We start from the raw sequence: 25,793 nt of genomic DNA on the forward strand, positions 1-25,793 counted from the left end.
CATTATCCTCGCTCGATAAATGTGTAATTATTGATTCGATAAGCCAATGGTATTTGGATGTCATCTGGCTTCTTGTAGCGCTCTCGGCTAATCAGGAAAATGGCCGTTCCGTTTTTGGTTGTAATGTTATAAAACTCATAACCAAATAGTAAAAACAATGGGTTAAAATAGAGTGCTTGCGATAAGAGAGTAAAAACAAACAAAACTCCGTAAACAAACCACAAGGTTTCCCAGTTACCAATGCTCAACGCTACGAAAAAGTAACCCAAATAACTTGGCAGGAAGCTGTTGTTGGCATGCTCAATACTTGCTATTTCACCAGCCTTAAACTCGTCTTTCCCCAAGTATTTACTCAGCCAAATACTCAATCCAGTCGATAAAACAGGGATAAGAAAATAGAGTAAATATGATACTGCGTTCGGAAATGCTGCTATCCAATCGAAGCAAGCGAAATCACCAAAGAAATATCCGAGTGAGTACCCTTTTTGTACCGCAAAGATAATCACTAGTAGTGATGTTGCATTGAACGTAAGTAAAACTCGAAACGCAGTATTCATTATTTCACCGTCACCTGTTCTGCACCTTGCTTCATCATGTCAAAAATCAGCTCAACATAACTTGCCATTACCTGTGGGTCTTTGAGTAGCGTTCGGGCGATATCGCCTTCTTTCAGCAGGGCTTGTACAACGGCTTGCTTCACCGCTTGTGGTAAGTCGCCTTTGAGAGCAATTGACTTCTCATGCTTCTCTACCTGCTCAACCACAATAGGATTTTCTGCCACACGGGTAATGGTGCCGTTGGCAAAGTTTCGGCGGCCTGGCTCATCGCCGACATCACCAAACAGTTCGTTTAGGCGGCGAATGATATCGGTAAGAAATGCCTGTTCGCGATCGGTTGGGTCGTTGTAATTGGGGCGGATAGGTTCAAGTACCTGATTAATAGCTTCTGGAAGCGGGTCTTTGTCGTATTTGATTTTGAATTTTTCTAGTACCAGTGCACTGAGGTCGATGTTCTCTGGTGTCACCCCTTTCAATCGACGTGATAGCAAATGGGCAAACGCGGCAAAGTTTTCCAGTTCAGGATCACCAAACTCAATCAATTGCGCCATGTAGCTGTAGTGCTTCACAAATCGAGCTAAATCCGATTTAAAACGCATTAGAGCTTCGCGCTGCTTGGTGAACTCGCTGCGTTGCGATTCTGCGTAGGTCGCCGCTTTCTCATCACCCGCAAGGTGCGCTTTGTTGTATTGCTGATCCCAATGGTTTGCGGCATCAACCAGCTCTTTCAGCTTAACGTTGAACACATCGGTAGGGCGTTGCGTGGCAGCAAGCAGCTTTTTGTGCGCGTGTGACTTTTTGTCAGGAGCTTGGCCGAGAATCGATTTACCGCGCGCTTGCTTAAACAACTCTAAATCTTGATGGTTGTAGATGCTTTGCTCATCCAGAATCTCTTTGATGTCATAGATGACGTTTACATCTTGCACTTCGTTGAGCTGCGCGCCTTTATCGTACTTTTTGAACGCATTGAGAATGGTCTGCGGCTCATTGGCAAAATCAATCACGTAAGTGGTGTCTTTGCCTGGGTAGGTGCGGTTTAGGCGCGATAGAGTTTGTACCGCTTCTACATCCGAGATCTTCTTATCCAAATACATGGCAACCAGTTTTGGTTGGTTAAAGCCCGTTTGGAACTTGTTGGCGACTAACATGACGCGATATTCGGTTTTCTCGAACTCGTGGCGCAGATCAGCCCCATGCGTGTCGGGATTTAAGTTGTACTCGGTGTACTCTTTGTCGAAATCAATCCCCAGTGGGTCTTGGCTGTCTTCATCACCCAAATCTTTACCCGGTACTTTGCCTGAGAAGGCAACCAAGGCTTGGATACCTTCGATGCCATGCTTTTTGATGTACTTATCAAAGGCAAGCTTGTATTTCACCGCCTGCGGCCTGCCAGATGTGACCACCATGGCTTTGGCTTCACCTTCCAGAAGGTGGGCGATATTGGCCTTGAAGTGCTCAATAATGAATTCGACTTTTTGGCTGACAGTGGTTGGGTGCAGTGACATCCAACGCGCCAAAGCACGACGGGCTTGTTTGCTGTCTACGCGCTTCTCATCTAGATTGTTTTCACCAATTTTGTAGGCTGTATCGTAGTGGGTGTAATTCTCCAGCACATCGAGAATAAAGCCCTCATCAATGGCCTGACGTTGGGTGTAGAGGTGGAACGATTCTGGTTTGTTTTCATCTGACACTGGTTGGCTTTGGTTTTTCGGGCGACCAAATAGCATCTTAGTGCTGTGCTTGGGTGTTGCCGTAAAAGCAAAGTGCGAGACGTTCTTGGGCATGGCACGTGCTTCTTGCACCTTAGTAAGAATGTCCTCAATACTCATTTGCTCTAACTCTTGAGGGCTCAGGTTTAGCGTAAGCGCTGCGCGTAAACCTTTGGCGGTAGAGCCAGTTTGCGAGGTATGAGCCTCATCAATGATCACAGCAAAGTTACTTTGCGCCAAAGATTGATTGGTCAGAATTGCCTCTAACGCATATGGGAAGGTTTGAATCGTCACCACAATGATCGGCGTGCCTGTTAGCAGCGCTTCAGTCAGCTGCTTTGATTTCGACTCGCTACTCTTTTCGCGGTCAATCGCCTTAATCACCCCATATTGATGATCCAGCTGCTGCACCGCATCTTGCAACTGCGAATCCAGCACGGTGCGGTCGGTCACAATGATTACGGATTTAAAGACCGCTTTACCATCGGTGCTGCGTAAACGAATCAAATCATGGGCTGTCCACGCAATGGTAGAGGTTTTGCCTGAGCCTGCGCTGTGCTCACAAAGATACTGCATGCCTGCACCGTTCTGGCGGGCATCGTCAATCATTTTATTTACCGCATCAAGCTGATGGTAACGCGGGAAAATCTGCGTCTCTTTACGCTGAACCTTGCCACTGCTATCGGCGACTTCATTGGTTTCGACATACACGAAGCTGTAGAAGATACGCAACCAGTTATCTTTTTGGGCGATCTCTTGCCAGAAATAGCTGACCGGATACTCTCCATCTTCACCTGGCAAGTTGATGTGCACGGGTAAATCAGAGGTAGAACCGTCATGGCCTTTGTTAAAGGGCAGAAAATAGGTGTTTTCTCCCGCCAGTTTGGTCGCCATGGCTATTTCTGTGTCAGACATGGCAAAATGCACCACTGCGCCACGTTTAAAGGTTAACAGCGGCTCTTTGCGCTTGGTTTTTTGGTCAACGGGTAAGCGGTCTTGCTTGTACTGCGCTATCGCTGATTCTATCGATTGAGTGAAATCGGTTTTGAGCTCGGCGGTGGCTACGGGTAGGCCGTTGATAAAGAACACCAAGTCAATTTCCCACTCGCGGGTCGGGCAATATTTTAGCTGGCGCACCACGCGCAAAATGTTGTGCTCATAACGGGCAATACGCTCTTCATTGCGCGCATCTTCGGGTTTGCGTTGGCCCATGGCAATGGTGCCGCAACCTGCAATGGTAAACCCTTTGCGCAACACATTAATGGTGCCACCTGTTTTACTGGCAAGTGCTTTTTCTAAACGCTCTAGTAGCACCTGCTCGGTATTCGCGCCATGCAGTTTATTCAGCTTGTGCCAGGCATCAGGTTGAGTGGCCTTTACCCAATCCATGACATCTTGCGGGTAAATGGCGCGCTGCTGGTCATAATGGCTGGAGTGGCCTTCTTTCCAGCCATTGTTCACCAGCTGCTCGGTAATATATTGTTCAAAATGCACTTCATGATGTGCTGCCATTACACCGCCTCCCTGACGTCGATTTTCCCTGTTACAGCCGCGCTGATCAGCGATGTGCGGTGTTCTTTCAGTAGTTCTATTGAATCTAAAACTTCAAGCATCAAACGATCGATTTGACTGGTTTTATTCTTTATACCTTGCACGATAGATTGTTGTTCCGGAAGCTCTGGAGCTGGTATAGGCATGTTTAAAATAGTGCCTTGTCCGATATTCAACATAGAGCTACTGGTGCCAGTAGCGTCAATTTCTATTTGTTCTCGTGCTTGGTCAGAAGCTAGATAATAAGCAAAAAACTCTGGGTCAGCTTTTTCTAGGTCCAATTTGATTCGATAAATTTTGTCGCATAGCAGTAGGTTATCGTAATCACGGTCAGGAACGGCAGCGCTACCTACCCACTCTTTTGCATTTGCCCTTGATACTAGTAAATCACCTTTTTTGATGATGTACTCTTTCCTTGGTTCCAGTTCTTCTGGCAGTTTTTTGTTCTGTTCTGGATTGAAAATCCCACGATTTACACAGCCAACTTTAACTACTCCCCAAGTGTGATCGTCCTGTACTGGTGTACTTTCACATTGAGGGCTCCAGCCTTGTTCTATGCCGAGTACATCATATTTAATTTTTTTCACCACCCAATGCTTCGGCACTTGCCCAATCCACTCGATACCAGAATCCTGCATCTCCACATTGGGGTTAAGCCCCTTAGTGACCACATGGCTGATCAGCGCTTGGCGTTTTTCTTTGAGCAGCTTCATAAAGGTCTGCTTTTCCTCGATCAGACTGTCGATGCGCTGGGTTTCGCGGTCGAGGAACTTTTCAATCGCTTGTTGCGTTAATTCAGGTGGCAATAAAATAGGCAAGCGCTTTAATTCGTCATATTTAAGAGATTGACGCATGCCTGCCCCAAGGTTGTAAAAAACCTTGCTTTCATCATATGCTCGCATCAAATAATGAAGATATCTTGGCCTAATCGCGTTTGGGGTGACCGCAACGTATGCCGACGTGATAATGCCTCGTTCCATACATTGGGCAGAGCGAAGACTGCGCTTATCATTCTGTAAATCCGTTAGTCTAAAAATAATGTCATTTTCATTAACTATCTGATAAGTCTCGAATGATGCAGGTAGAAGCCCACCTTGTGTATCAATACTTTTTCGCTTAATACGGCCAAAGCTCAACGATAAAAGGTTATCTTCTATCATGCCCTTATTTGACAGTTTTGATTCAGAGGCAACAGTGTAGAAAGGAACTGATTTCCAATCCGCAGGTACAGCCTCAACCCACTTAATATCGCTACCAACATAGTTTGGATAAGGTGTGATCATTCAGCCACCTCATTGAGTAGTGCCTGAATGCGTACTTCACATGCCTTTAGCTCACTGTCAATTACACTCAACTCACGTGGCGACACGTACTGATAGAAATAGCGGTTAAAGTTAATTTCATAACCGACAATGCCCACTTCGCCATCTTTTTCATCACGTACTGAGTGATCGATAAAGGCATCCTGTACATGTGGCAGCACCTCTTGTGTAAAGTAATCTTCAACATCACGATCAAAGGGAATGCTTTCGGTGTCTTTGAGTTTTGGATCAGCAATTTTTTGGCCTTTTTCATCCAGTGTTGGCTCGAATTGCGGATCTATCAACATAAAGTGCGTAGTTAAGGCCGTAGCCAGTGCCTTCGGGCACTTACCAAAGTCACCTTTATTGTGATTGTGTTTCGCTGCCAAACGCGCCCATTCATATGGCCGGAGGCCAAGGTTATCAGTGAGGTGTTGCATCCAAGCAGTTTGTTGTTCTGGTTTGAGCTTTTGGAACGCTGCTAAGCTTTTCAGCCGAGCGATACCATCCTCAGTGATGTTGAGTTTGGCGCGCAGCGGACGTTGAATGGTCACTTTTCGGTAGGCAAAGTCAGTAGTGTGAAAGAGCTTACAGTAGTCACTAGCTTCAAAGCCATCGTAAGCACGCACAATATCGTCAATCTGTTCATCGCTGAGGTACTTGCGCTTATCTCCTTGCTTTTTACGCATGGGCGTCCAGATGCCCGCCAAGTTAATCAGTTGTACTTGGTTCTTGCGTCTTGGCTCTTTATGGTTAGACAAAATCCAGATGTAGGTACCTATTTCGGTGTTGAAGAACATATCGGTTGGCAGTGCAACAATCGCTTCTACCAAGTCTTGTTCGAGCAGCCAGCGGCGGATTTCTGATGGGCCTGAGCCTGCGTCGCCAGTAAATAATGGTGAGCCAGAAAGTACAATGCCCACACGGCCACCACCATTTTCCGGTGTTTCCATTTTTGATACCAAGTGCAGCAAGAACAGCATGGAGCCATCAGAGATACCCGGCAGACCAGGCCCAAAACGCCCTGCGTATTTGAGCTGTTTGTGCTCACGTTCCACTTCTTTTTTAGCTTTTTCCCACTTAATGCCAAATGGCGGGTTGGCTAGGCCGTAGTGGAACTTGTCGGCACGTAATTGATCGTCTGATAGGGTATTACCTTGCTTGATGTTGTTGGCATCAAAGCCACGGATCATCATATTCGTCAGCGCCATGGCATGAGTCGCGGGGTCGAGCTCTTGACCAAAAGGCACCACTTTGGCGCTGCTGCCCATCTCTTCAATTTGGCTAATAGCATCGGAAAGGAAGCCGCCCGTGCCACAGGTTGGGTCATAGATGGTGCGGATCACGCCCTTTTCACTAAAGATATCTTCATCTGCCGCCAGTACCAGTTTGGTGGCAAGACGCACGGCATCGCGCGGGGTCATAAATTCCCCCGCCTTTTCATTAACCGAGCTGGCGAACTTGAAAATCAGCTCTTCATAGGCATCTGACAATACGCGATCAGACACCACATCAGGATGTAGGTCGAGATTGGCAAAGTAGCTCACCATGCGGTAGAGCAGCTTGGCTTTTTCCAGATCTTCTATGGTTTGACCAAATTTGAACTCATCAAAGATGGTACGAACGTTTTTGCTGAACTGGCTGATGTAGTGTTCTAGGTTGTCGCCTGTATCTGACGCGCCTAAGGTTTCTAGGCTGTATTCACTGGTGTTGTAAAAAGCGAATCCCGCAACTTCTGGCAACACTAAACCAAGGTCTATGCCGGATTGTTTTTCGGCCAGATAGAACTTACGAACTTCCTCTCGAGTGGGTTCCAACACGCATTCAATACGACGCAGTAGCAAAAAGGGCAGGATGATGCGTGCAAAGTCGGTGTGTTTGAAATCACCCCATAGGTCATCTGCCATACGCCAAATAGCACTGGAGAGTTTGGCGCTTTGTTCTTTGTCTTGTAAGTTCATTGATACTGCCTAAATAAAGTTAAATCGTTAAAAATCAGTGTTTTGTTTTTTGCGTGCTAGCTAAAGATGGCTTGCCAACGACAAAACGCATTGCGGTGCCTGTCGGTCCATTGGGTGCAAATCACGTAGGTTTTTTCATCTCGCTGGGCCACTTTCGTGGTGGAGTAGCGGTTTCGATCTTTGGCATCTTTGGCTGCACTGCGAATGTCTTCTGGCCGTGGAGATTTAGCCAGTTTAAGCACTGGGAATGACAACCCAAAGGTGTTGCGACAATAGGTTAGCTGGGTGAGGTTTTCTATTTCACTCTGTGGCAGAGCGTGCTCAACTAGCTCTTGGATAGACTCGGTAATCTCGGCATTGCTGATTTTTCTCTGTGTTTGACTGTTTGAGGAGTCCTGTTCCTCAATATCAAGAGCAACTGAAAACGGAAAACCTTTGGCCTGAACGGACTTTGCTAGAAATACGTTGATGGCCTGCTCAATCGGTAAACCTAATTCAGCAAAGATACTCGTGGCTTTTTCAAGTAGCTGAGGGTCTATCTTGGTTGTTTTCATATGACTCACAAAACCTACAAATTGTAATTTTTGTATCTTAGCGGGTTTAGTGTGTAGTGGCGAGTGCTTGAGTCAAAAAAGCGAGAAGAAATGAGTGTAGTGATTGCTTTGGATGAGGGATATGTACCGTTTTCGTCAAATCGGTACAGTTTTGCAATATAGTAATTAGAAAAAGTTTAGCTATAACAGACTCTTACATGTTCTGTTAGGTTGAGCTGTAGCGTTTTATGTGTACCGGATAGAAGCGGTACACTTGGTTGTTCTATCCGTTCAAAGCTTCATATTTTGCTACTTTCACATGTGAAAGAGAGTCTCTAATCACTATACGTTAACCATAGTAAACAGCTTGACGTATTAGCGGGTTACTTAACGCATAGCGCTTTGTGGCTTGATGAATAACGGTGAAGCAATGCCTAATCACATTACCGCACCATTATCTGCTTCTGTAATTCTAAACCATGAATTCGACAGGCTTCTTTTCACGCGAAACTGCCCAAAATGGGCCTGAGCACCGCACGCCTTTGCGTTGCTCATCCTGCAAACTATTCCTTGATTATTCATTAACTGTCAGGAGTAGTTATGACCGAACAAAAACAATCAAATCAGCTATTAAGCTATCAAGAAGTTTGTCAGTTGACTCAGTTGTCTCAGGCAACCATTCGGCGTTATGTGAAAAACGGTTCCTTTCCTACACCAGTCACACTATCACCTGGCGCTCGAAGTGTGAGATTTCGCCTTGAAGATGTGCAGAAGTGGCTGCTGAGCCTGTGACGGTGAGGTGTGTATGTATCGAAACAAAAATAACGCACTGGAATACTGTGACAAAGAAGAAGGTTGGATGGCTATTAGCTCTGAACTTTCTGTCGTAGCGCGAGTGAGGGCACAAGATAAAAAGTCAGGTTATGGTGCCTGTATAGAACTTATCAATATGGATTTGATTCCTATTCGGATAGTTGTCCCTGCAAGCAGAATACTGGGTAGCACGAACAATATTCTGCGTGAAGAGCTCTTTGACCTTGGCTTTTGGTTAGAAGATGAGAAACATAACTGGAGCCTTGTTCTGCGCTACTTGCGGCAAGAGATCAAATGCGCATCGACGGGTATCAGTGCCTTTAACACAGGCTGGCATGGCGATGTATTCGTGACAACTGAAACCAGTTTTGGCGTATCCGAGGAGCCATATTTCTACGCTGGAGCAATTGTTGATAGTAATTTTGAAGTAAAAGGTAGCTTAGATCACTGGCAACAGGAGATAGGCTGTCTTTTAAGCGGAAACCCAACCTTGATATTTTCTGTTGGAGTCGCACTTGCCGCACCCCTATTAGCGCCTTCTGGAGGGGAAAGCTCGGTATTTCATCTAATGGGCTCGTCAAGTCAGGGGAAGTCAGGTGCTATTTATGTTGGCTCGTCAGTTTACGGCTCACATTCATATAAGAAGACTTGGCATAGCACGAATAATGGCATCGAATCTGTATCTGCCAATTATAACGATGTCATGCTGCCGCTCGATGAGATTGGTATGGCAAGAGGTGAAAATTTAGACACAGCGGCTTACCAGATAGTCAATGGCGATGGAAAGCTAAGATCGTTAATTACAGGGGCGTTAGGTAAACAAGCAAAGTGGCGAACCTTAGTGCTTAGCACTGGTGAAGTTGGTTTGATCGATTTGCTGGAAGAAATAGGCAAAAAGCCCGCCGCAGGCCAATTGGTCAGAATTGTGGAGATACCGCTGACGGAAAAATATGGCTGTTTTTCTAGCATTCACCGATTTAATGATTCTCATGAATTTGCCAAACATTTGGAGGAGGCAACGAAAAAGTATCATGGTTCGCTATTTCCAGCTTGGATGTGCTTGATAGTAAAGCAACCAGATCTGGAACTACTGTTGAGATCGGAAACGGATAGGTTGATGCAGCGCTGGAAAGAAAGCTGTATGTCAGCTCAAGTTCTTAGGGTGCTGCATCGCTTTTGCTTAGTTGCCGTTGCACTCTCACTGGCCTCGCGACACAAAATTGTACCGTGGAGCGAAGAAGAATCTCTTTTCTCAGTCCATAGTATTTTTCAGCGGTGGATTGCAGCGAGAGGGCACACTCAAAATCACGAAGAGTTTGAAGTGCTTTTGGCATTGAAGCAGGCACTCTCCAAATGGGAAAAGCAGTTAAGTGAGATATCCAGCGGCAGAGCATCAAAAACTGGTTACTTCCGGCAAGACGGAGACGAGGTGCAGTGGCTGATTCATAAAAATGTGTTTATTCGTGATCTCCAGCTGCGCAAGCAATACATCAGCCAACTGACTCCTTTGGTTCAAAGGCGGTGGTTTGAATCAAACGAGGGGGCTAGAGGGACGCTACGAGTAAAAGTGAACGGCAAATTGGAAAGGTTCTTTGCCTTTACACCTTCTCAAATTATCGAAGAACTAGAGGAGCTGACAGCCGATGCGTAATCCGTTTCCCAGTTTTCCCACATTTCCCAACGCAGCGACATGGAGGGGGAGTTATGACAAGCAATGAACAGATCCTTCTCCAGTCCATTTTGGCTAAAATCGATCATGTCGAGCGGGTTGTGTTAGAGCAGCGTTTGCAGCAGCAAAAGGTGGAGTTGCTTGGAAAGGACATTCTAACCGTCGATGAATGTGCAACCTTGCTGGGTTTATCAACCAATCAACTTTATAAGCTAACGAGCTCGGCAGAGATCCCTTACTTTAAGCTTGGCAAACACCTCCGATTTGAGCGTCAAGCAATCATGGATTGGGTTGAGGAGCAGCGCGTTTCATCTCGCCATGAGATAGAAAAAAGGGCAGCAAACTATGTCGCCACCACTTCTCGTAAGTAGTACCTTCTATAGCAGCGGCCTTAGGCCGCTGAATCCTTTCCAGAAGAAGCAAAAATATCGGGGAATGTGAGCATGGCTTCCATCCTACGTTGTTCTATGATGTCAGCGTAGATCTCGGTTGTCTTGAGTTCGCTGTGGCCGAGCAGTTTCGATACTGCGTATATATCGATTCCTCGGCTAAGCTGAATTACAGCAAAAGTATGACGACCAGCATGGAACGTAACGTGCTTACTTATTCCAGTAGCCAGAGCCCATCTAAGCAGCTCTACATTTATATAAGAAGAGTATTTTAATCCCTTGAATACGCGCTCGTGAGAGGCTTTGGGGCTACCCAAAAGTGATTCTGCTGACTTTGGTATGTCTAAATATTGAAGGCTCTTAGCATCGCCGTGAGAGAGTTTGGCTTGGTCGAAGATAATTCGTTTGTGATTATTGAATGTCTCTACTTCTGACCAGGTAAGTCTATGGATATCGCACCAACGCATACCCGTCACGCATGAGAATAAAAACGCACGTTTAAGGACAGGATAGCGACACTCCGTTTGGGCTAACGCGTTGACCTCATCCAGTGTTAAATAAACTCGCTTAGTTGTTTTGGCTTTGATACTGGTCACTTGTGAAAGCGGGTTATCGCGAATAATACCTTCTCGATGTGCTTCGTTGATCGCCGCTCGAACTTTATTGAAGTAGGAGCTTTGTGTGTTGCGAGATAACGGTGTATCACTTTTGGTTTTCGCTTCATTGGTTAGGTAATACTTAAACCCGTCTAACCAGTCTTTATCCAGCTCATCAAAACTAAGATCATGTTTTCCGCAGTAGAGCAGCAGGTGCTTACGAGCTGAAAGCCAGATCGAATGGTTGGAGGTTGAGGTGGTTTGTTCTTTTATGTCAATTTGCCGTTGAAAGTAATCAATGAAGCTAGCTGAGCGCTTGGTTCGCTCCTCAAAACCATGCTTCTGAGATTGCCACTCAACCAGTCGTTTACTCTTAATGGTTTCGGCGAGAAGCATGTGCTCTTTGTTGTGTTGGCGCTGGGTGGGTGTTTTAGGTTTGTCGTGAACGTACAGGTCTAAAGTTTCGTAGCTGCGTTTACGTTTATTTTGGCGTCCACCTAGTGTGTTTGTGGCATAACCATGATTATAAACCAAACGTAGTGAGCGTGTGCCATCAGCTCTAAGTGTTCGTTTTTCAATGGAAATTTTCATTTTAGCCCCCAATTGGTCCCCAATACGGCATTTATCATGTCATTGGGGGCCAACTGGGGACTAGATTTGGCAATTAACGGCAACGGATGGAAACAAACGGCAAGTGACGATCTAATAAAATCAGTGTGTTATCTACCGTTGCTTGCTGTTGTTTTCCGTTATTTGCCCACTTTACTTCCCGATACAGAAGGAGGAGAAGATGCGACCGAGTAAATCATCTGAACTGAATTCTCCGGTTATCTCATTTAAATGCTGCTGAGTGATACGTAGCTCCTCGGCTAGTATCTCGCCCGCCATATAGCCTTCCAGCTGTTCCTGGCCTATTTGAAGGTGCTGTGCGGCGCGCTCCAACGCATCGAGGTGGCGGCGACGTGCCATAAAGCCCCCTTCACGACTCCCCGAGAAGCCCATGCATGCTTTGAGGTGTTCACGCAGTGCCTCAATCCCAGCGCCAGTTTTAGCCGATAGGCGGATAAGCGTTGGATTGTTGACGTGGCAGATCCCCATGTCTTCACCGGTTTGATCGGCTTTATTGCGGATCACTGTCATGCCGATGCTGCTTGGCAGACGATCCACAAAATCTGGCCAGATATCTTTTGGATCGGTGGCATTGGTCGTGGTGCCGTCTACCATAAAGAGTACGCGGTCTGCTTGAGAAATCTCATCCCATGCGCGCTCAATACCAATTTTTTCTACTTCATCAGATGCATCGCGTAGGCCTGCTGTATCAATGATGTGTAGTGGCATACCATCAATATGAATGTGCTCACGCAGTACATCACGTGTGGTGCCTGCTATGTCTGTTACGATTGCGGACTCTTTGCCAGACAGTGCATTGAGTAAGCTTGATTTGCCTGCATTCGGACGGCCTGCGATCACGACTTTCATCCCTTCACGCATGATGGCCCCCTGATTCGCCTCTTTACGCACCGCATCGAGGTTGTCGATAATGGCCTGTAGGTCACCTGACACTTTACCATCGGCCAGAAAATCGATTTCTTCTTCAGGAAAGTCGATGGCGGCTTCTACGTAGATCCGTAAGTGGATAAGTGACTCTACTAACGTTTGTATACGCTGAGAAAACTGACCTTGCAGTGACTGTAAGGCTGATTTGGCGGCTTCTTCTGAGCTGGCATCTATCAAATCTGCAATGGCTTCGGCCTGTGTAAGGTCGAGCTTATCGTTAAGGAATGCGCGCTCAGAGAACTCACCCGGACGAGCGGCGCGAATGCCATGAATACCGAGAATACGCTTGATCAACATATCCATCACGACAGGGCCGCCATGCCCTTGCAACTCAAGCACGTCTTCACCAGTGAAAGAGTGCGGATTTGGGAAGTAAAGAGCGATGCCCTGGTCAAGCACAGTGCCATCTTCGGCTTTAAACGGCAGGTACTCTGCGTAGCGAGGCTTTGGTGTCTTGCCTGTGACGGCCTGGGCCACCTGAGTGGCCTTTGGGCCTGAAACACGAATAATACCGACACCGCCACGACCAGGCGCGGTCGCTTGAGCGACAATCGTATCTGTAGTCATAATTTTGCCTTTTGAGCTGGGCTCAAATTGAGCCATAACGTTAATTAGCTGAATTGTAATCAGCCAAAAACAAAAAGGCGACCTTTTGGCCGCCTTTCTCACTCATTTCCTAAAGGATTACTTGCTGTGTAAGCCTTTTTTCTCCAACCCTTTGTAGATTAGAGTTTGCTGGATAAGCGTCACAATGTTCGACACCAACCAGTACAGGACAAGGCCTGATGGGAAGAACAAGAAGAAGAAGGTAAACATCACCGGCATAAAGGTCATGATCTTCTGCTGCATTGGATCCGTCACGGTCGTTGGACTCATCTTCTGGATCAGGAACATTGAAGCACCCATCAACAGTGGCAGGATGTAGTACGGGTCCTGCGCGGATAGGTCATGAATCCAACCGAAGAATGGTGAGTGACGTAGCTCAACCGATTCCATCAGTGCCCAGTATAGCGAGATGAAAATAGGCATCTGTAGAATAAGAGGTAAACAGCCACCGAGTGGGTTTACTTTCTCTTTTTTGTACAGTTCCATCATTTCTTGGCTCATGCGCTGACGGTCATCACCGATACGCTCACGCATTGCTTGCAGCTTAGGCTGTAGCATACGCATTTTGGCCATCGACGTGTATTGCGCTTTGGTGAGCGGATACATGGCACCACGAACAATAAAGGTCAAACAGATGATGGCTACACCCCAGTTACCAACGAAGCTCTGGATGAATGAAAGCAACATGTGCAGCGGTTTGGCGATAAACCACAACCAGCCGTAATCCACGACGAGATCTAGGTTCGGTGCGACCGCGGCCATTTCATCTTGCAGCTTTGGACCAACCCATAGTGTTGCTTCAAAGCTCGCTTGATCACCCGTTGCGATGGTTTTGTTCGGCATACGCACACCGATATCGCTGAGGTTACCAATCACACGTGTATAGAGGTTAGTGCCTGGCTCATTACGTGGAATCCAAGCAGTTGCAAAGTAGTGCTGGATCATTGCTGCCCAACCTTGGCCATTGGCTAGATTAAGAGACAGGTTGCGATCCTGCATATCATCAAAGCTGTACTTTTTGTAACGCGTGTCTTCTGTGGAGTAAGCACCGCCACGATAAGTTGGCATTGTGATGCTGCCGCCATCGTCCATCAAACTTTGGCGCAAATGAGCGTACATACCGAAGGTGGCATTGTTACCAGAGTTATTCACTACATCGTATTCAACATTAAGCGCGTAGCTACCGCGTTTAAAGATATAAGTCTTGGTATATTCGATGCCATTGGTAGTGAAAGTCATCGGAACACGAAGTTCATCTTGACCATCAGCCAGCGTAAAGCTGTCTGCACTAACATTGTAGTGAGGGCGATTCGTGCTGCTCAGATCGATACCTTGAGGACCAACAAGACCGCTCTGTGCGATGAATTGGTGACCTTGAGTATTTTTCAGCAGAACAAATGAATCTGATGAATCAAGCTCAGCAGAGTATTCGTTAAGGTTGGCATGTACCACATCGCCACCAACGGTGTCGATCGACAGAGTTAAAACATCAGTCGTTACTGTGATAGTTTTTGCAGAAGCTTGCTGCTGACCAGGAACTGGATCTAGCTCATCAGCAAAAGATGGTGCAGGTAGAGTGCTGCTTGATTGAGCCTGTTCAACTGCTTGAGGTTCTGGATTCTTCGCTACTTGCCATTGTTGAAACAGCAAGAAAGAAACCAGGGCCAGAGCAATGAGCAGGATATTACGTTGAGAATCCATCGTTAGTTATCTCTGTCTTGTTTTTGGACTGGTGGAACGGGGTCATACCCCCCTTCATTCAAAGGATGGCATTTTAATAGACGTTTGCCTGATAACCAACATCCTTTTACAAAACCGTGAGCTCTCAAAGCTTCTAGCGCGTAAGTGGAGCAGGTTGGTGTGAACCGGCAACGAGGACCAATCAAAGGGCTGATAAACCAGCGATAAAGATAAACGAGCCCAATGGCTATCCACGTGAAGGGCGAGACAGGCGTTGCCATAGCTTATCAAACAACTTAAAAATTTCCTCATTGCTTAAATCTTGCGCGCTTTTCTTCGCAATCACAACAAAATCTTTATTTGGAAGTTGATGTTGATTGTGACGAAAGCTTTCACGAGTCAAACGCTTAAATCGGTTACGACCGACAGCAGTTTTGATTTGCTTTTTCGGAACAGCTAAACCTAATCGTGGGTGAGAAAGTTTGTTGTTGCGAGCAATGATGGTGAAATGAGGCGAGCCAGCTCGATGAGCTTGCTGGAAGACGTTTTGATAATGCTCGGGAGTTAACAAACGTAACTCCCGATTAAACGCGTACGTGTTCAAAATAAACTAGCGATTATTTTGATAGGCGCGCACGGCCTTTTGCACGACGTGCGTTGATAACTTTACGACCGTTCTTAGTTGCCATGCGAGCACGGAAGCCGTGAGTGCGCTTGCGCTTTAGAACTGTAGGTTGAAAAGTGCGTTTCATGATAATTACCTTTACTGATCAGTAGTTTTAGGTTCTTGTTAAACCCAGCGTTGGTTTTTGTTTTCTTTGTCATAAAGAAACTCTTTATATAGAGAAGAAAAACCGACGCCTCTCAACAAAGAGGCGGAATTGTAATCACACTCACATAATGTGTCAATGACTCAATGAGTACGAAATTCCGGCTGGGCGATTATACGTAGTGTGAGTGAAATCTCAAGGATCAATCGATCTTGATGCCAGATCGTTACTCTATCCCGACTTGGTTAAGGAATTTTTTCAAACGAGGATCGTGTGGATTATTGAAAATATCCTGTGGAGAACCTTGTTCGACAATGTTTCCTTCCGCCATGAAGATCACGCGATCCGCGACCTCTTTCGCAAATTGCATTTCGTGCGTTACCACCAGCATGGTTTGATGTTGGTTCGCTAACTGCTTCATTAAAGAAAGAACTTCGCCGACCAGTTCTGGATCCAGCGCTGATGTCGGCTCATCAAATAATAACAACTCTGGTTGCGGTGCCATTGCACGGCCAATACCGACACGTTGCTGCTGCCCCCCTGAGAGGGCGGCTGGGTAGCTGTCGCCTTTATCTCCCAGACCGATATCATCCAAAATTTGCTGGGCGCGTTTCAGCGCGTCACTTTTTTTCCAGCCACGCACGGTGATCAGACCTTCAGCAACATTTTGGCGAGCATTCATGTGGGCGAACAGCGCATAGTTCTGAAATACAAAGCCAGTACGCCGACGCAGAGCAAGCACCTCTGCTTTCGTGTGCTTCTGCGCATCCACAGAAACATCATCTATAGAGATGCGGCCCTCATCGGCTTGTTCAAGAAAGTTCACGGTACGCAGTAGGGTGGATTTACCTGTACCACTTGAGCCGATGATAACGATGATCTCACCTTGTTGGATATCGAGGTTAATACCTTTCAATACCTCTGTCTCACCAAAACGTTTGTGGATATTTTCTAATTTGATCATCGTACGTACGCCTTATTCAGTTTCACTTCTGCCCAAGTCTGCACGCGAGTCAAAATGACCACTACTCCCCAGTAAATTAATGCAACCGCGAGGAAGGCTTCAAAAAAGCGGAAACTCGATGAGGCTTCCATCTGCGCTTTGGCCATAATTTCTGCTACGCCAAGCGTAAAGGCAAGGGACGTCGACTTAATCATATCGATGAAGTAGTTCATCAGCGAAGGCAGGGCGACACGCGTTGCTTGCGGCAAGACTACGCGACGCATTGCTTGTGAGGTTGTCATGCCAACAGACAAGCTGGCTTCCATCTGGCTGCGATCGATACCAATAATGGCGGCACGAATGCTTTCTGCCATATAAGCGGCAAAGTGCAACGTCAAGCCGATAACCGCCGCTGAGAAAGCGTCGATGCCGACCATCAAGGGGAAGATTTGCGGCAAGCCATAATAAAGCAGGAAAAGTTGAACTAAAAGCGGGGTGCCACGGAAGAAGCTAATGTACAGTTGACTTAATTGATCAAGCACTGGCAGTTTAAATACGCGAATATTGGCTAAAATGACGGATAAAATCAGTGAAAATACTAACCCCCACGTCGCCATTTCCATGGTTGTGCCGAGATATTTCAGTAATATCGGCAGCAATTCCAACATGTAATTAAAGTCAAATCCCATACGGCTTACCTAAAGGCTAGAGAAAAGAAAAGGTGGAAAACCGTGTTCCACCTTACTATGAGTCAATTTTAGGCCGAGAGTGATACCACTTTGCGTCCTAAAGTACAAAGAGTTCTTACTTCGTGATGTCGGCGCCAAACCATTTCACTGAAATTTTTTCAACGGTACCGTCTGCACGCATCTCAGCCAATGCTTTGTTTACGTCGGCTTGCAGTTTTCGACCTTTTTCGTTATCAACGAAAGGCCATGCGTTTTGAATGGTTTCAAATGGTTCGCCAGCAAGCTTGAGTGGCAGTCCCGTTTTTTTGATCAGGGCTAGGGCGGATAAACGGTCCATCACAAACGCATCAGCGCGACCGAGTGCCACATCATGTTCGATACCAGTGTCGTACGTTTTAATGTTGATGGTTCCATCTGTATCGTACTGGCGAAGCAGCTGCTCGAAGTTTGAACCTAAGTTGACAGCAACGGTTTTACCGGCTAAGTCTTCAACACCCTTGATGCTGTCATTGCCTTTACGTACCGTAATCTGTGCGCCATCGACGACATACGGATCAGCAAATAGGTATTTCGCTTGACGTGCGTCAGTCATCGTAATCTGGTTAGAGATAGTATCAATACGGCCTGTCTCTAACAGGCCAAACAAGCCAGAAAAGTTGGCGGTAACGTATTCGATCTTGTAATCGTTGCGTTTGCCGATTTCATCCCACATGTCGACTTCAAAGCCTTGTAGCTTATCTTGTTTAACAAAAGTAAACGGGAAGTAACGACCTGACATGCCAACTTTGACTTCAGTCGCCGCTTGAACGGTAGCGGCAGACAAAGCGATGGCTGCAACGGCAACCTTAATCCAGTTTTTCATAATACATCTCCATAATTTTATGGTTGGAAATACTACTGTTAGTCAGCTTAATGATAAATAACCAAGAGCAATAACCTAGACCAGAGAGTAATAAGTACTCAAATGATAGAAGACTGATGGCGAAGATGATAAAAATGCGATCGGATTATAGCTATCGATGATCGACAAAATCGCGGTGGCTAATAAAATAATGCACAGACTTATCACCAGTCGCTTGATCTTACCTTTTTCATTCAATGTGGATCGTTGTGTGGGTAAAGTAGGGGTAAGGTGTGGTGATCTCATCTAATTTGCAGAAACAATTGTGCATAACTTGGATCTTATTCACTGGATCATCGATCAATCGCTGGCGATCTTGGTTATCAACAGGTAAAATTGCCAGTCTTTTCCGATAATCCAACTACTCAGTGGGGGCACCGTGTCATCTTCGCTTTGGCTGCAATGTATGCAGCAGCTTCAAGAAGAGCTACCAGCTACAGAATTCAGCATGTGGGTTCGTCCGCTACAAGCGGAGCTCAATGACAATACTCTCACTCTATTCGCGCCAAACCGCTTTGTGTTGGACTGGGTGCGTGATAAGTATCTGAACAGTATTACTCGGTTACTGCAGGATTACTGTGGTGGCGATATCCCTAACTTGCGTTTTGAAGTAGGTAGCCGACCTGTTTCTAAACCTAAACCGGTACCGACACGCACACCCGCTGATGTGGCGGCAGAATCGTCTGCCCCTGCCCAATTACAGGCACGGAAACCTGTACATAAAATGTGGGACGATGACGCACAGGCTATTGCGAACATTCATCACCGTTCAAACGTAAACCCAAAGCACAAGTTCAACAACTTTGTGGAAGGTAAGTCGAACCAGCTTGGTTTGGCAGCGGCACGTCAGGTATCGGGTAACCCGGGTGCAGCCTACAATCCTTTGTTCTTATATGGTGGTACGGGTTTAGGTAAAACGCACTTATTGCATGCGGTGGGTAATGCGATTGTGGATAACAAGCCAAATGCGAAAGTGGTATACATGCACTCTGAGCGTTTTGTGCAAGACATGGTAAAAGCGCTACAAAATAACGCGATTGAAGAATTCAAACGTTATTACCGCAGTGTTGACGCATTGCTTATCGATGATATCCAGTTTTTTGCGAATAAAGAGCGTTCGCAAGAAGAGTTTTTTCATACCTTTAACGCATTGCTTGAAGGCAACCAGCAGATCATCCTGACTTCAGACCGTTACCCAAAAGAGATCAACGGTGTCGAAGATCGTCTTAAATCGCGTTTTGGTTGGGGTCTCACGGTTGCGATTGAGCCTCCTGAGTTAGAAACGCGTGTTGCGATCTTGATGAAAAAAGCGGAAGACCATCAAATCCACCTTGCCGATGAAGTGGCATTCTTTATTGCGAAACGTTTACGTTCTAATGTCCGTGAGCTGGAAGGCGCCTTGAACCGCGTCATCGCCAATGCCAACTTTACTGGTCGTCCAATCACGATCGATTTTGTGCGTGAAGCGCTGCGCGACTTACTGGCGCTTCAAGAAAAGCTTGTCACCATTGACAATATTCAGAAGACGGTGGCGGAATACTACAAAATTAAAATTGCGGATCTACTGTCTAAACGTCGGTCTCGTTCAGTTGCTCGTCCTCGTCAGTTGGCGATGGCACTGGCTAAAGAGCTGACTAACCACAGCTTGCCTGAGATCGGGGATGCATTTGGTGGTCGTGACCACACGACCGTATTGCATGCGTGTCGCAAGATTGAGCAGCTGCGTGAAGAGAGCCACGATATTAAAGAAGATTACTCAAACTTGATTCGCACCCTGTCTTCGTAATCGGTTAGAATAACCGTATTCTAAGCCAATCATTTATTAAGCTGACAGCGTAAAGAGCCAAGCATGAAATTTACCATTGAACGTAGTCATTTAATCAAACCGCTACAGCAAGTTTCGGGCGCTTTAGGTGGCCGACCAACTCTGCCAATTTTAGGTAACCTACTGCTCAAAGTAGAAGAGAACGTGTTGTCGATGACCGCAACCGATCTAGAAGTGGAATTGGTGAGCAAAGTGACGCTAGAAGGGGATTGTGAAACGGGCAGTATTACCGTTCCTTCTCGTAAGTTTCTTGATATCTGCCGTGGCCTGCCGGATGATGCGATCATCACTTTCGTACTCGAAGGCGATCGTGTGCAAGTTCGTTCTGGCCGTAGCCGTTTTTCATTAGCCACGCTCCCAGCCAATGATTTCCCCAATATCGAAGATTGGCAAAGTGAAGTGGAAGTCTCACTAACCCAAGCGGATCTACGTGCACTGATTGAAAAAACACAGTTCTCAATGGCGAACCAAGACGTTCGTTATTATCTCAATGGGCTGCTGTTTGAAATTGAGGGGACAACACTACGCAGTGTGGCTACCGATGGTCACCGGATGGCGGTCTCGCAAACCCAGCTCGGGGCGGATTTTGCGCAAAAGCAAATTATCGTGCCGCGTAAAGGTGTCCAAGAGTTAGTTAAGTTGATGGATGCGCCAGAACAACCTGTGGTATTGCAAATTGGTAACTCTAATGTGCGTGCTGAAGTGAATAATTTTACCTTCACTTCTAAATTGGTTGATGGTCGTTTTCCTGATTATCGCCGCGTATTGCCGCAAAACACCAACAAAACCTTAGTTGCGAGTTGTGATGAATTGCGCCAAGCCTTTTCTCGAGCTGCGATTCTATCAAATGAAAAATTCCGAGGGGTTCGAGTCAACCTAGCGGATACCGAAATGCGCATTACCGCCAACAACCCAGAGCAAGAAGAAGCGGAAGAGATGCTGGATGTGACCTTTGAGGGTGACGCCATCGAAATCGGCTTCAATGTCAGTTATGTTTTGGATGTTCTGAATACACTGCGTTGTGAACATGTGCGCGTGTCGATGTCGGATGCCAACGCCAGTGCGTTGATTGAAAATGCGGACGATGACAGTGCCATGTACGTGGTGATGCCAATCCGTCTATAAGCCAACTGAATGCCTCTTTCTCGCCTCATCATTCAGCAGTTCCGCAATGTTAAAGCCTGTGATATTGCGTTATCAGCAGGGTTTAACTTTCTTATCGGGCCGAATGGCAGCGGTAAAACCAGTGTCTTGGAAGCGGTGTATCTGCTCGGGCATGGCCGCTCATTCAAGAGCTCTTTAACCGGGCGAGTGATACAAAATGAGTGCGATGAGCTGTTTGTTCATGGTCGTTTTTTGAACTCGGATCAATTTGAGCTACCTATCGGCATTAATAAGCAGCGTGATGGCTCGACAGAGGTTAAAATAGGCGGTCAATCTGGGCAGAAATTAGCGCAGTTGGCACAAGTGCTGCCTCTGCAGTTGATACACCCGGAAGGGTTTGATTTATTGACTGATGGACCAAAACATCGGCGTGCGTTTATTGATTGGGGCGTGTTTCATACTGAGCCTGCATTTTATCAAGCGTGGGGTCGGTTTAAACGACTCAACAAACAACGAAACGCACTGTTAAAAAGCGCCAATGGTTATCGAGAGCTCAGTTACTGGGATCGGGAAATGGCGCGTTTGGCAGAAAACATCAGTCAGTGGCGAGCGTATTATATCGAACAGATGAAAACGGTCGCAGAAAGTCTCTGTCAGACATTTTTGCCAGAATTTGAGATCCAATTGAAGTATTATCGAGGCTGGGATAAAGATACCCCATACCAAGAGATACTAGAAAAGAATTTTGAGCGCGATCAGGCCTTGGGATACACCTTTAGTGGCCCAAATAAAGCTGATTTGCGCATTAAAGTGAACGGAACGCCCGTTGAAGATGTTCTGTCACGCGGTCAATTAAAACTCATGGTGTGTGCATTGCGTGTCGCGCAAGGGCAACACCTGACGCAAATGACCGGTAAACAATGCATTTACCTAATTGACGACTTCGCGTCGGAATTAGATAGCCAACGTCGCAAGCGTCTTGCTGACTGCTTAAAAGAGACGGGTGCACAAGTATTTGTAAGCTCTATCACTGAAAACCAGATCGCCGATATGTTGGACGAAAATGGTAAATTGTTTCATGTGGAACACGGCAGGATAGAGTCAAACTAGAAGAGAGAAACTCATGTCTGAAAATTACGATTCATCGAGTATTAAGGTACTGAAGGGTCTGGATGCGGTACGTAAGCGTCCAGGAATGTACATCGGCGACACGGACGACGGCACCGGCCTTCACCACATGGTTTTCGAGGTGGTGGATAACTCAATTGATGAAGCGTTGGCAGGTCACTGTAAAGACATCGTTGTGACAATTCATGAGGATAACTCGGTTTCCGTTAGCGATGATGGTCGTGGCATTCCAACAGAAATCCACTCAGAGGAAAATGTCTCTGCAGCAGAAGTCATCATGACGGTACTTCACGCGGGTGGTAAGTTCGACGATAACTCATACAAAGTCTCTGGTGGTCTTCACGGGGTTGGTGTTTCAGTAGTAAACGCACTGTCTGAGAAAGTTGAGCTGACTATTCATCGTGGTGGCCATACTTATACCCAAACTTACCGTCATGGTGAGCCTCAAGCGCCACTAACAGCGGTGGGGGAGACTGATAAAACCGGTACGACGATCCGTTTCTGGCCAAGTTCTGAAACCTTCACCAACACTGAGTTCCATTACGATATCTTAGCGAAACGTCTACGTGAGTTATCGTTCCTTAACTCTGGCGTGTCAATCAAACTGGTTGACGAGCGTGAAGCGGATAAACACGATCACTTCATGTATGAAGGTGGTATTCAAGCATTTGTTGATCACCTAAATACCAACAAAACACCCATTATCGATAAAATCTTCCATTTCAACTTTGAGCGCGAAGATGGCATTTCAGTGGAAGTGGCGATGCAATGGAATGATGGTTTCCAAGAGAACATCTTCTGTTTTACCAACAACATTCCTCAACGTGATGGTGGTACTCACCTTGCTGGTTTCCGATCAGCGCTCACTCGTACGTTGAACAACTTTATGGATAAAGAAGGTTTTTCCAAGAAAGCGAAAACGGCGACCTCAGGCGATGATGCACGTGAAGGTCTCACGGCGGTGGTTTCTGTCAAGGTGCCCGATCCTAAGTTCTCAAGCCAAACCAAAGACAAGCTGGTTTCTTCGGAGGTGAAAGCCGCGGTTGAATCTGCAATGGGTGAGAAGCTATCAGAGTTCTTGATAGAGAACCCAACTGAAGCGAAGATGGTTTGTTCGAAAATCATCGATGCAGCGCGTGCGCGTGAAGCAGCACGTAAAGCACGTGAAATGACGCGTCGTAAAGGTGCGCTCGATCTCGCCGGCCTTCCAGGTAAATTGGCGGATTGTCAGGAAAAAGATCCGGCACTCTCTGAACTTTACATTGTGGAGGGTGACTCTGCAGGCGGCAGTGCTAAGCAGGGTCGTAACCGTAAGAATCAGGCAATCCTACCGTTAAAAGGTAAGATCCTGAACGTAGAGAAAGCCCGTTTCGATAAGATGCTGTCTTCGCAAGAGGTAGCAACACTAATCACCGCGCTTGGTTGTGGTATCGGTCGTGACGAGTACAACCCAGATAAACTGCGTTACCACAACATCATCATCATGACGGATGCGGATGTCGATGGTTCGCACATCCGTACCCTATTGTTGACTTTCTTCTACCGTCAAATGCCAGAGCTTATTGAGCGAGGCTACGTGTACATTGCTCAGCCACCGCTATACAAAGTGAAAAAAGGCAAACAAGAGCATTACATTAAAGACGAAGAAGCGATGAATCAGTACCAAGTCTCATTGGCACTGGACAACGCCGCTCTGCATGTCAATCCTGATGCTCCAGCTTTGGCGGGTGAAGCGTTAGAGAAAATGGTGCAACAATACAATGCAGGTATTAAGCTGGCAGAGCGCATGAGCCGCCGCTACCCAAGTGCGTTAGTGAACGAACTGATTTACACCCCTCGTCTAACGCCAGAACAGTGTCACGATGCTGCGGCAGTAGAAGCGTGGACTAAGCAGCTTATCGAACAGCTAAACGCGAAAGAAGTGGGTGCAAGCCAATACAGCTATCAAGTCGAGCAACACGCTGAACTGGGCTTAAACCTACCTAAGATTATCGTGCGTACTCATGGTGTGACTCATGAGCATGCGATTAGCGTTGATTTTCTCAACTCGAAAGAATACGGCAAACTGGCGGATTTATCAGAAGCGTTGGATGGGCTGTTAGAAGAGGGGGCTTACATCAAACGTGGTGAACGAACGCTTGCGGTTTCTAGCTTTGCAGAAGCATTAGAGTGGTTGGTTAAAGAGTCCATGCGAGGTCTAAGCCGTCAGCGTTACAAAGGTCTCGGTGAGATGAACCCCGACCAGCTGTGGGAAACGACGATGGATCCAGAAACACGTCGCATGATGCAAGTCACGATTGAAGATGGCGTAGGCGCAGACCAACTGTTTACGACACTAATGGGTGATCAAGTTGAGCCGCGTCGTAACTTTATCGAAGAGAATGCACTCAAGGTTGCAAACCTAGACGTGTAACAACCCCTGCTCTTCATAGCGAAATAATCATCATTAAAAAGCAGCGATTTATCGCTGCTTTTTTTTGTTTTTTATGAGGGGTAAATCGCCACTTTATTCCAAGTCTTCTGCTTTTCCGGTACAAAACGCCAACGCTGTACTCAATGTTGCGATTTTATATTTGTTTTATTGCTTCTTCGCCACTTTGTGCGCTTTGGTGCTTTTGCTTTCTTTTTTCCTCTCGCTATAGTGCTGGAGAGCTTACAAATAAGAGGTTGAGACAAATGGTGATGACTTTCCTGAATTAAGCCGGAGGTGGCGCACTTCCGGTCCAATGCACTGAATTATCTGTAAGACAAGGCATTAAGAAGGAAATAATCATGTTTGAACGCTGGTTCTCAGTGTGCTGCTTGGCGCTGAGAACGTGGTGGTTAACCAGTCGCTTTTTTACTTACCAGTCACCATTGAGATTATTGTTGCTATTTGAAGCTTACGAACGACAAGCGAGGTGCCGTAATTTAGCCCGCATTGTCGTCGGCGATATGGTTCGTTTCATGGATATTGAGCGTTCGTATCAATATCGGATGACGTTGGTTGACTCTCGCAAAAGCGAGCCTTTAATGGGCATGCTTGCGGTTGATTCCTACTTGGGAGCGAACTTATTAGGGCGAGCTCAGAATGACAGGTTCGAAATAGAGATTTTTAACCAGCGACGCTGCTTTGTGATTACTGAAATTGTGCATCAATCACAGCCACCAGCTCAACAACTGCTGTGTAGCTGTATGTTGTGTCAGTCTATAGAGGTGAAGTCATGAGTAAAAAAGACAAGAAACAACCGCAGTTAAGTCTTAAAGAAAAGCGTAAGTTAAAACAGGAAAAAGCGGGAGAAAAAAGCATCGTAAAAGCACGTAAATCATCGCGTAAGTAGAGCACGGATTGAGCCCACCAGATAGGTGGGCTTTTTCACTCAAGGTCGTAACATGCGGGTTAGCTTCGCTTGTTAGCGAGCATAATAAATGCGTTTAAAATTTTTATTTTTCCCCTTGAAAGTCATTTTTGACGACCTTATATCTAGTTGTGAAGAGGATGACTGGCTTGCTAAGAAATTAGAAGACTGGC

General features: G+C 46.3%; 22 protein-coding genes. 8 read left to right on the forward strand and 14 right to left on the reverse strand.

Features of this window, described 5'->3' with window-relative positions; translation table 11 throughout:
- Positions 1-2: 2 nt before the first annotated feature.
- The 5 genes from ATG66_RS20105 to ATG66_RS20125 are packed head-to-tail and all read right to left on the reverse strand — an operon-like array spanning position 3 to position 7,633.
- The gene (locus tag ATG66_RS20105) at positions 3-557 is read right to left on the reverse strand and encodes a hypothetical protein (protein WP_179885748.1); all 555 of its coding nucleotides are present in this window, start codon (positions 555-557) and stop codon (positions 3-5) included.
- Complete coding sequence (locus tag ATG66_RS20110) at positions 557-3,778, reverse strand: type I restriction endonuclease subunit R (RefSeq protein WP_098417039.1); 3,222 nt, start codon at positions 3,776-3,778, stop codon at positions 557-559. Before ATG66_RS20110 ends, ATG66_RS20105 begins: the two co-directional genes overlap by 1 nt.
- Complete coding sequence (locus ATG66_RS20115) at positions 3,778-5,100, reverse strand: restriction endonuclease subunit S (RefSeq protein WP_098417041.1); 1,323 nt, start codon at positions 5,098-5,100, stop codon at positions 3,778-3,780. The genes ATG66_RS20110 and ATG66_RS20115 overlap by 1 nt, the downstream gene beginning before the upstream one ends.
- Complete coding sequence (locus ATG66_RS20120) at positions 5,097-7,079, reverse strand: type I restriction-modification system subunit M (RefSeq protein WP_098417042.1); 1,983 nt, start codon at positions 7,077-7,079, stop codon at positions 5,097-5,099. Before ATG66_RS20120 ends, ATG66_RS20115 begins: the two co-directional genes overlap by 4 nt.
- Before the next feature lie 56 nt (positions 7,080-7,135).
- Entirely contained in the window at positions 7,136-7,633 is a 498-nt protein-coding gene (locus ATG66_RS20125; RefSeq protein ID WP_098417043.1) for a type II toxin-antitoxin system RelB/DinJ family antitoxin, read from the reverse strand.
- Between the two features lie 579 nt (positions 7,634-8,212).
- On the opposite strand from ATG66_RS20125, the gene ATG66_RS20130 reads away from it, so the two are divergent.
- Genes ATG66_RS20130 through ATG66_RS20140 form a run of 3 tightly spaced genes read left to right on the forward strand, consistent with a single transcriptional unit; the run spans position 8,213 to position 10,465 of the window.
- Positions 8,213-8,404 (forward strand): helix-turn-helix transcriptional regulator, encoded by a 192-nt coding sequence (locus ATG66_RS20130; protein WP_000139304.1) that lies wholly within the window; start codon positions 8,213-8,215, stop codon positions 8,402-8,404.
- A gap of 13 nt (positions 8,405-8,417) precedes the next feature.
- The gene (locus ATG66_RS20135; RefSeq protein WP_098417044.1) at positions 8,418-10,076 is read left to right on the forward strand and encodes a DUF927 domain-containing protein; all 1,659 of its coding nucleotides are present in this window, start codon (positions 8,418-8,420) and stop codon (positions 10,074-10,076) included.
- Between the two features lie 53 nt (positions 10,077-10,129).
- A complete protein-coding gene (locus ATG66_RS20140) occupies positions 10,130-10,465 on the forward strand; it encodes a helix-turn-helix domain-containing protein (protein WP_098417046.1) in 336 nt (111 codons plus the stop codon).
- Between the two features lie 20 nt (positions 10,466-10,485).
- Here ATG66_RS20140 and ATG66_RS20145 read toward each other — a convergent pair whose 3' ends face one another.
- The 9 genes from ATG66_RS20145 to ATG66_RS20185 all read right to left on the reverse strand — a co-directional run bounded on the left by ATG66_RS20145 (position 10,486) and on the right by ATG66_RS20185 (position 18,186).
- Positions 10,486-11,670: a site-specific integrase gene (locus ATG66_RS20145; protein ID WP_098417047.1), complete on the reverse strand. Its 1,185-nt coding sequence runs from the start codon at positions 11,668-11,670 to the stop codon at positions 10,486-10,488.
- Between the two features lie 171 nt (positions 11,671-11,841).
- Positions 11,842-13,203 carry a tRNA uridine-5-carboxymethylaminomethyl(34) synthesis GTPase MnmE gene (gene mnmE / locus ATG66_RS20150; protein ID WP_098417139.1) on the reverse strand — a complete coding sequence of 454 codons (1,362 nt, stop codon included), beginning with the start codon at positions 13,201-13,203 and terminating at the stop codon, positions 11,842-11,844.
- Positions 13,204-13,320: 117 nt separating this feature from the next.
- The gene (gene yidC, locus ATG66_RS20155; protein WP_098417049.1) at positions 13,321-14,943 is read right to left on the reverse strand and encodes a membrane protein insertase YidC; all 1,623 of its coding nucleotides are present in this window, start codon (positions 14,941-14,943) and stop codon (positions 13,321-13,323) included.
- 2 nt (positions 14,944-14,945) lie between these two features.
- The gene (gene yidD / locus ATG66_RS20160; protein ID WP_005378822.1) at positions 14,946-15,203 is read right to left on the reverse strand and encodes a membrane protein insertion efficiency factor YidD; all 258 of its coding nucleotides are present in this window, start codon (positions 15,201-15,203) and stop codon (positions 14,946-14,948) included.
- Positions 15,170-15,493, reverse strand: a complete 324-nt coding sequence (gene rnpA / locus ATG66_RS20165) for a ribonuclease P protein component (RefSeq protein ID WP_257145778.1) — start codon at positions 15,491-15,493, stop codon at positions 15,170-15,172. Before rnpA ends, yidD begins: the two co-directional genes overlap by 34 nt.
- A 46-nt stretch (positions 15,494-15,539) precedes the next feature.
- Positions 15,540-15,674: a 50S ribosomal protein L34 gene (rpmH, locus tag ATG66_RS20170; RefSeq protein WP_005378825.1), complete on the reverse strand. Its 135-nt coding sequence runs from the start codon at positions 15,672-15,674 to the stop codon at positions 15,540-15,542.
- Positions 15,675-15,918: 244 nt separating this feature from the next.
- Positions 15,919-16,656: an amino acid ABC transporter ATP-binding protein gene (locus ATG66_RS20175; RefSeq protein WP_098417052.1), complete on the reverse strand. Its 738-nt coding sequence runs from the start codon at positions 16,654-16,656 to the stop codon at positions 15,919-15,921.
- On the reverse strand, positions 16,653-17,324 hold the full coding sequence (locus ATG66_RS20180; RefSeq protein WP_098417054.1) for an amino acid ABC transporter permease: 672 nt from the start codon (positions 17,322-17,324) through the stop codon (positions 16,653-16,655). The genes ATG66_RS20175 and ATG66_RS20180 overlap by 4 nt, the downstream gene beginning before the upstream one ends.
- Before the next feature lie 115 nt (positions 17,325-17,439).
- Positions 17,440-18,186 carry an amino acid ABC transporter substrate-binding protein gene (locus tag ATG66_RS20185; RefSeq protein ID WP_098417056.1) on the reverse strand — a complete coding sequence of 249 codons (747 nt, stop codon included), beginning with the start codon at positions 18,184-18,186 and terminating at the stop codon, positions 17,440-17,442.
- A 418-nt stretch (positions 18,187-18,604) separates the two neighbouring features.
- Here ATG66_RS20185 and dnaA point away from each other — a divergent pair, with 418 nt between their 5' ends.
- The 5 genes from dnaA (at position 18,605) to ATG66_RS20210 (ending at position 25,489) form a co-directional block, all read left to right on the forward strand.
- Positions 18,605-20,011 carry a chromosomal replication initiator protein DnaA gene (gene dnaA, locus ATG66_RS20190; protein WP_098417057.1) on the forward strand — a complete coding sequence of 469 codons (1,407 nt, stop codon included), beginning with the start codon at positions 18,605-18,607 and terminating at the stop codon, positions 20,009-20,011.
- Positions 20,012-20,074: 63 nt separating this feature from the next.
- Positions 20,075-21,175 (forward strand): DNA polymerase III subunit beta, encoded by a 1,101-nt coding sequence (gene dnaN / locus ATG66_RS20195; protein WP_098417059.1) that lies wholly within the window; start codon positions 20,075-20,077, stop codon positions 21,173-21,175.
- Between the two features lie 9 nt (positions 21,176-21,184).
- A complete protein-coding gene (recF, locus tag ATG66_RS20200) occupies positions 21,185-22,264 on the forward strand; it encodes a DNA replication/repair protein RecF (protein WP_098417061.1) in 1,080 nt (359 codons plus the stop codon).
- 13 nt (positions 22,265-22,277) lie between these two features.
- Positions 22,278-24,695: a DNA topoisomerase (ATP-hydrolyzing) subunit B gene (gene gyrB / locus ATG66_RS20205; RefSeq protein ID WP_098417063.1), complete on the forward strand. Its 2,418-nt coding sequence runs from the start codon at positions 22,278-22,280 to the stop codon at positions 24,693-24,695.
- Between the two features lie 359 nt (positions 24,696-25,054).
- Positions 25,055-25,489, forward strand: coding sequence for a GreA/GreB family elongation factor (locus ATG66_RS20210; RefSeq protein WP_098417065.1), 435 nt, complete (start codon positions 25,055-25,057; stop codon positions 25,487-25,489).
- The last annotated feature ends 304 nt before the right edge of the window (positions 25,490-25,793 follow it).

The sequence above is a fragment of the Vibrio sp. ES.051 genome, from assembly GCF_002563795.1.
Taxonomy (GTDB): Bacteria; Pseudomonadota; Gammaproteobacteria; order Enterobacterales; family Vibrionaceae; genus Vibrio.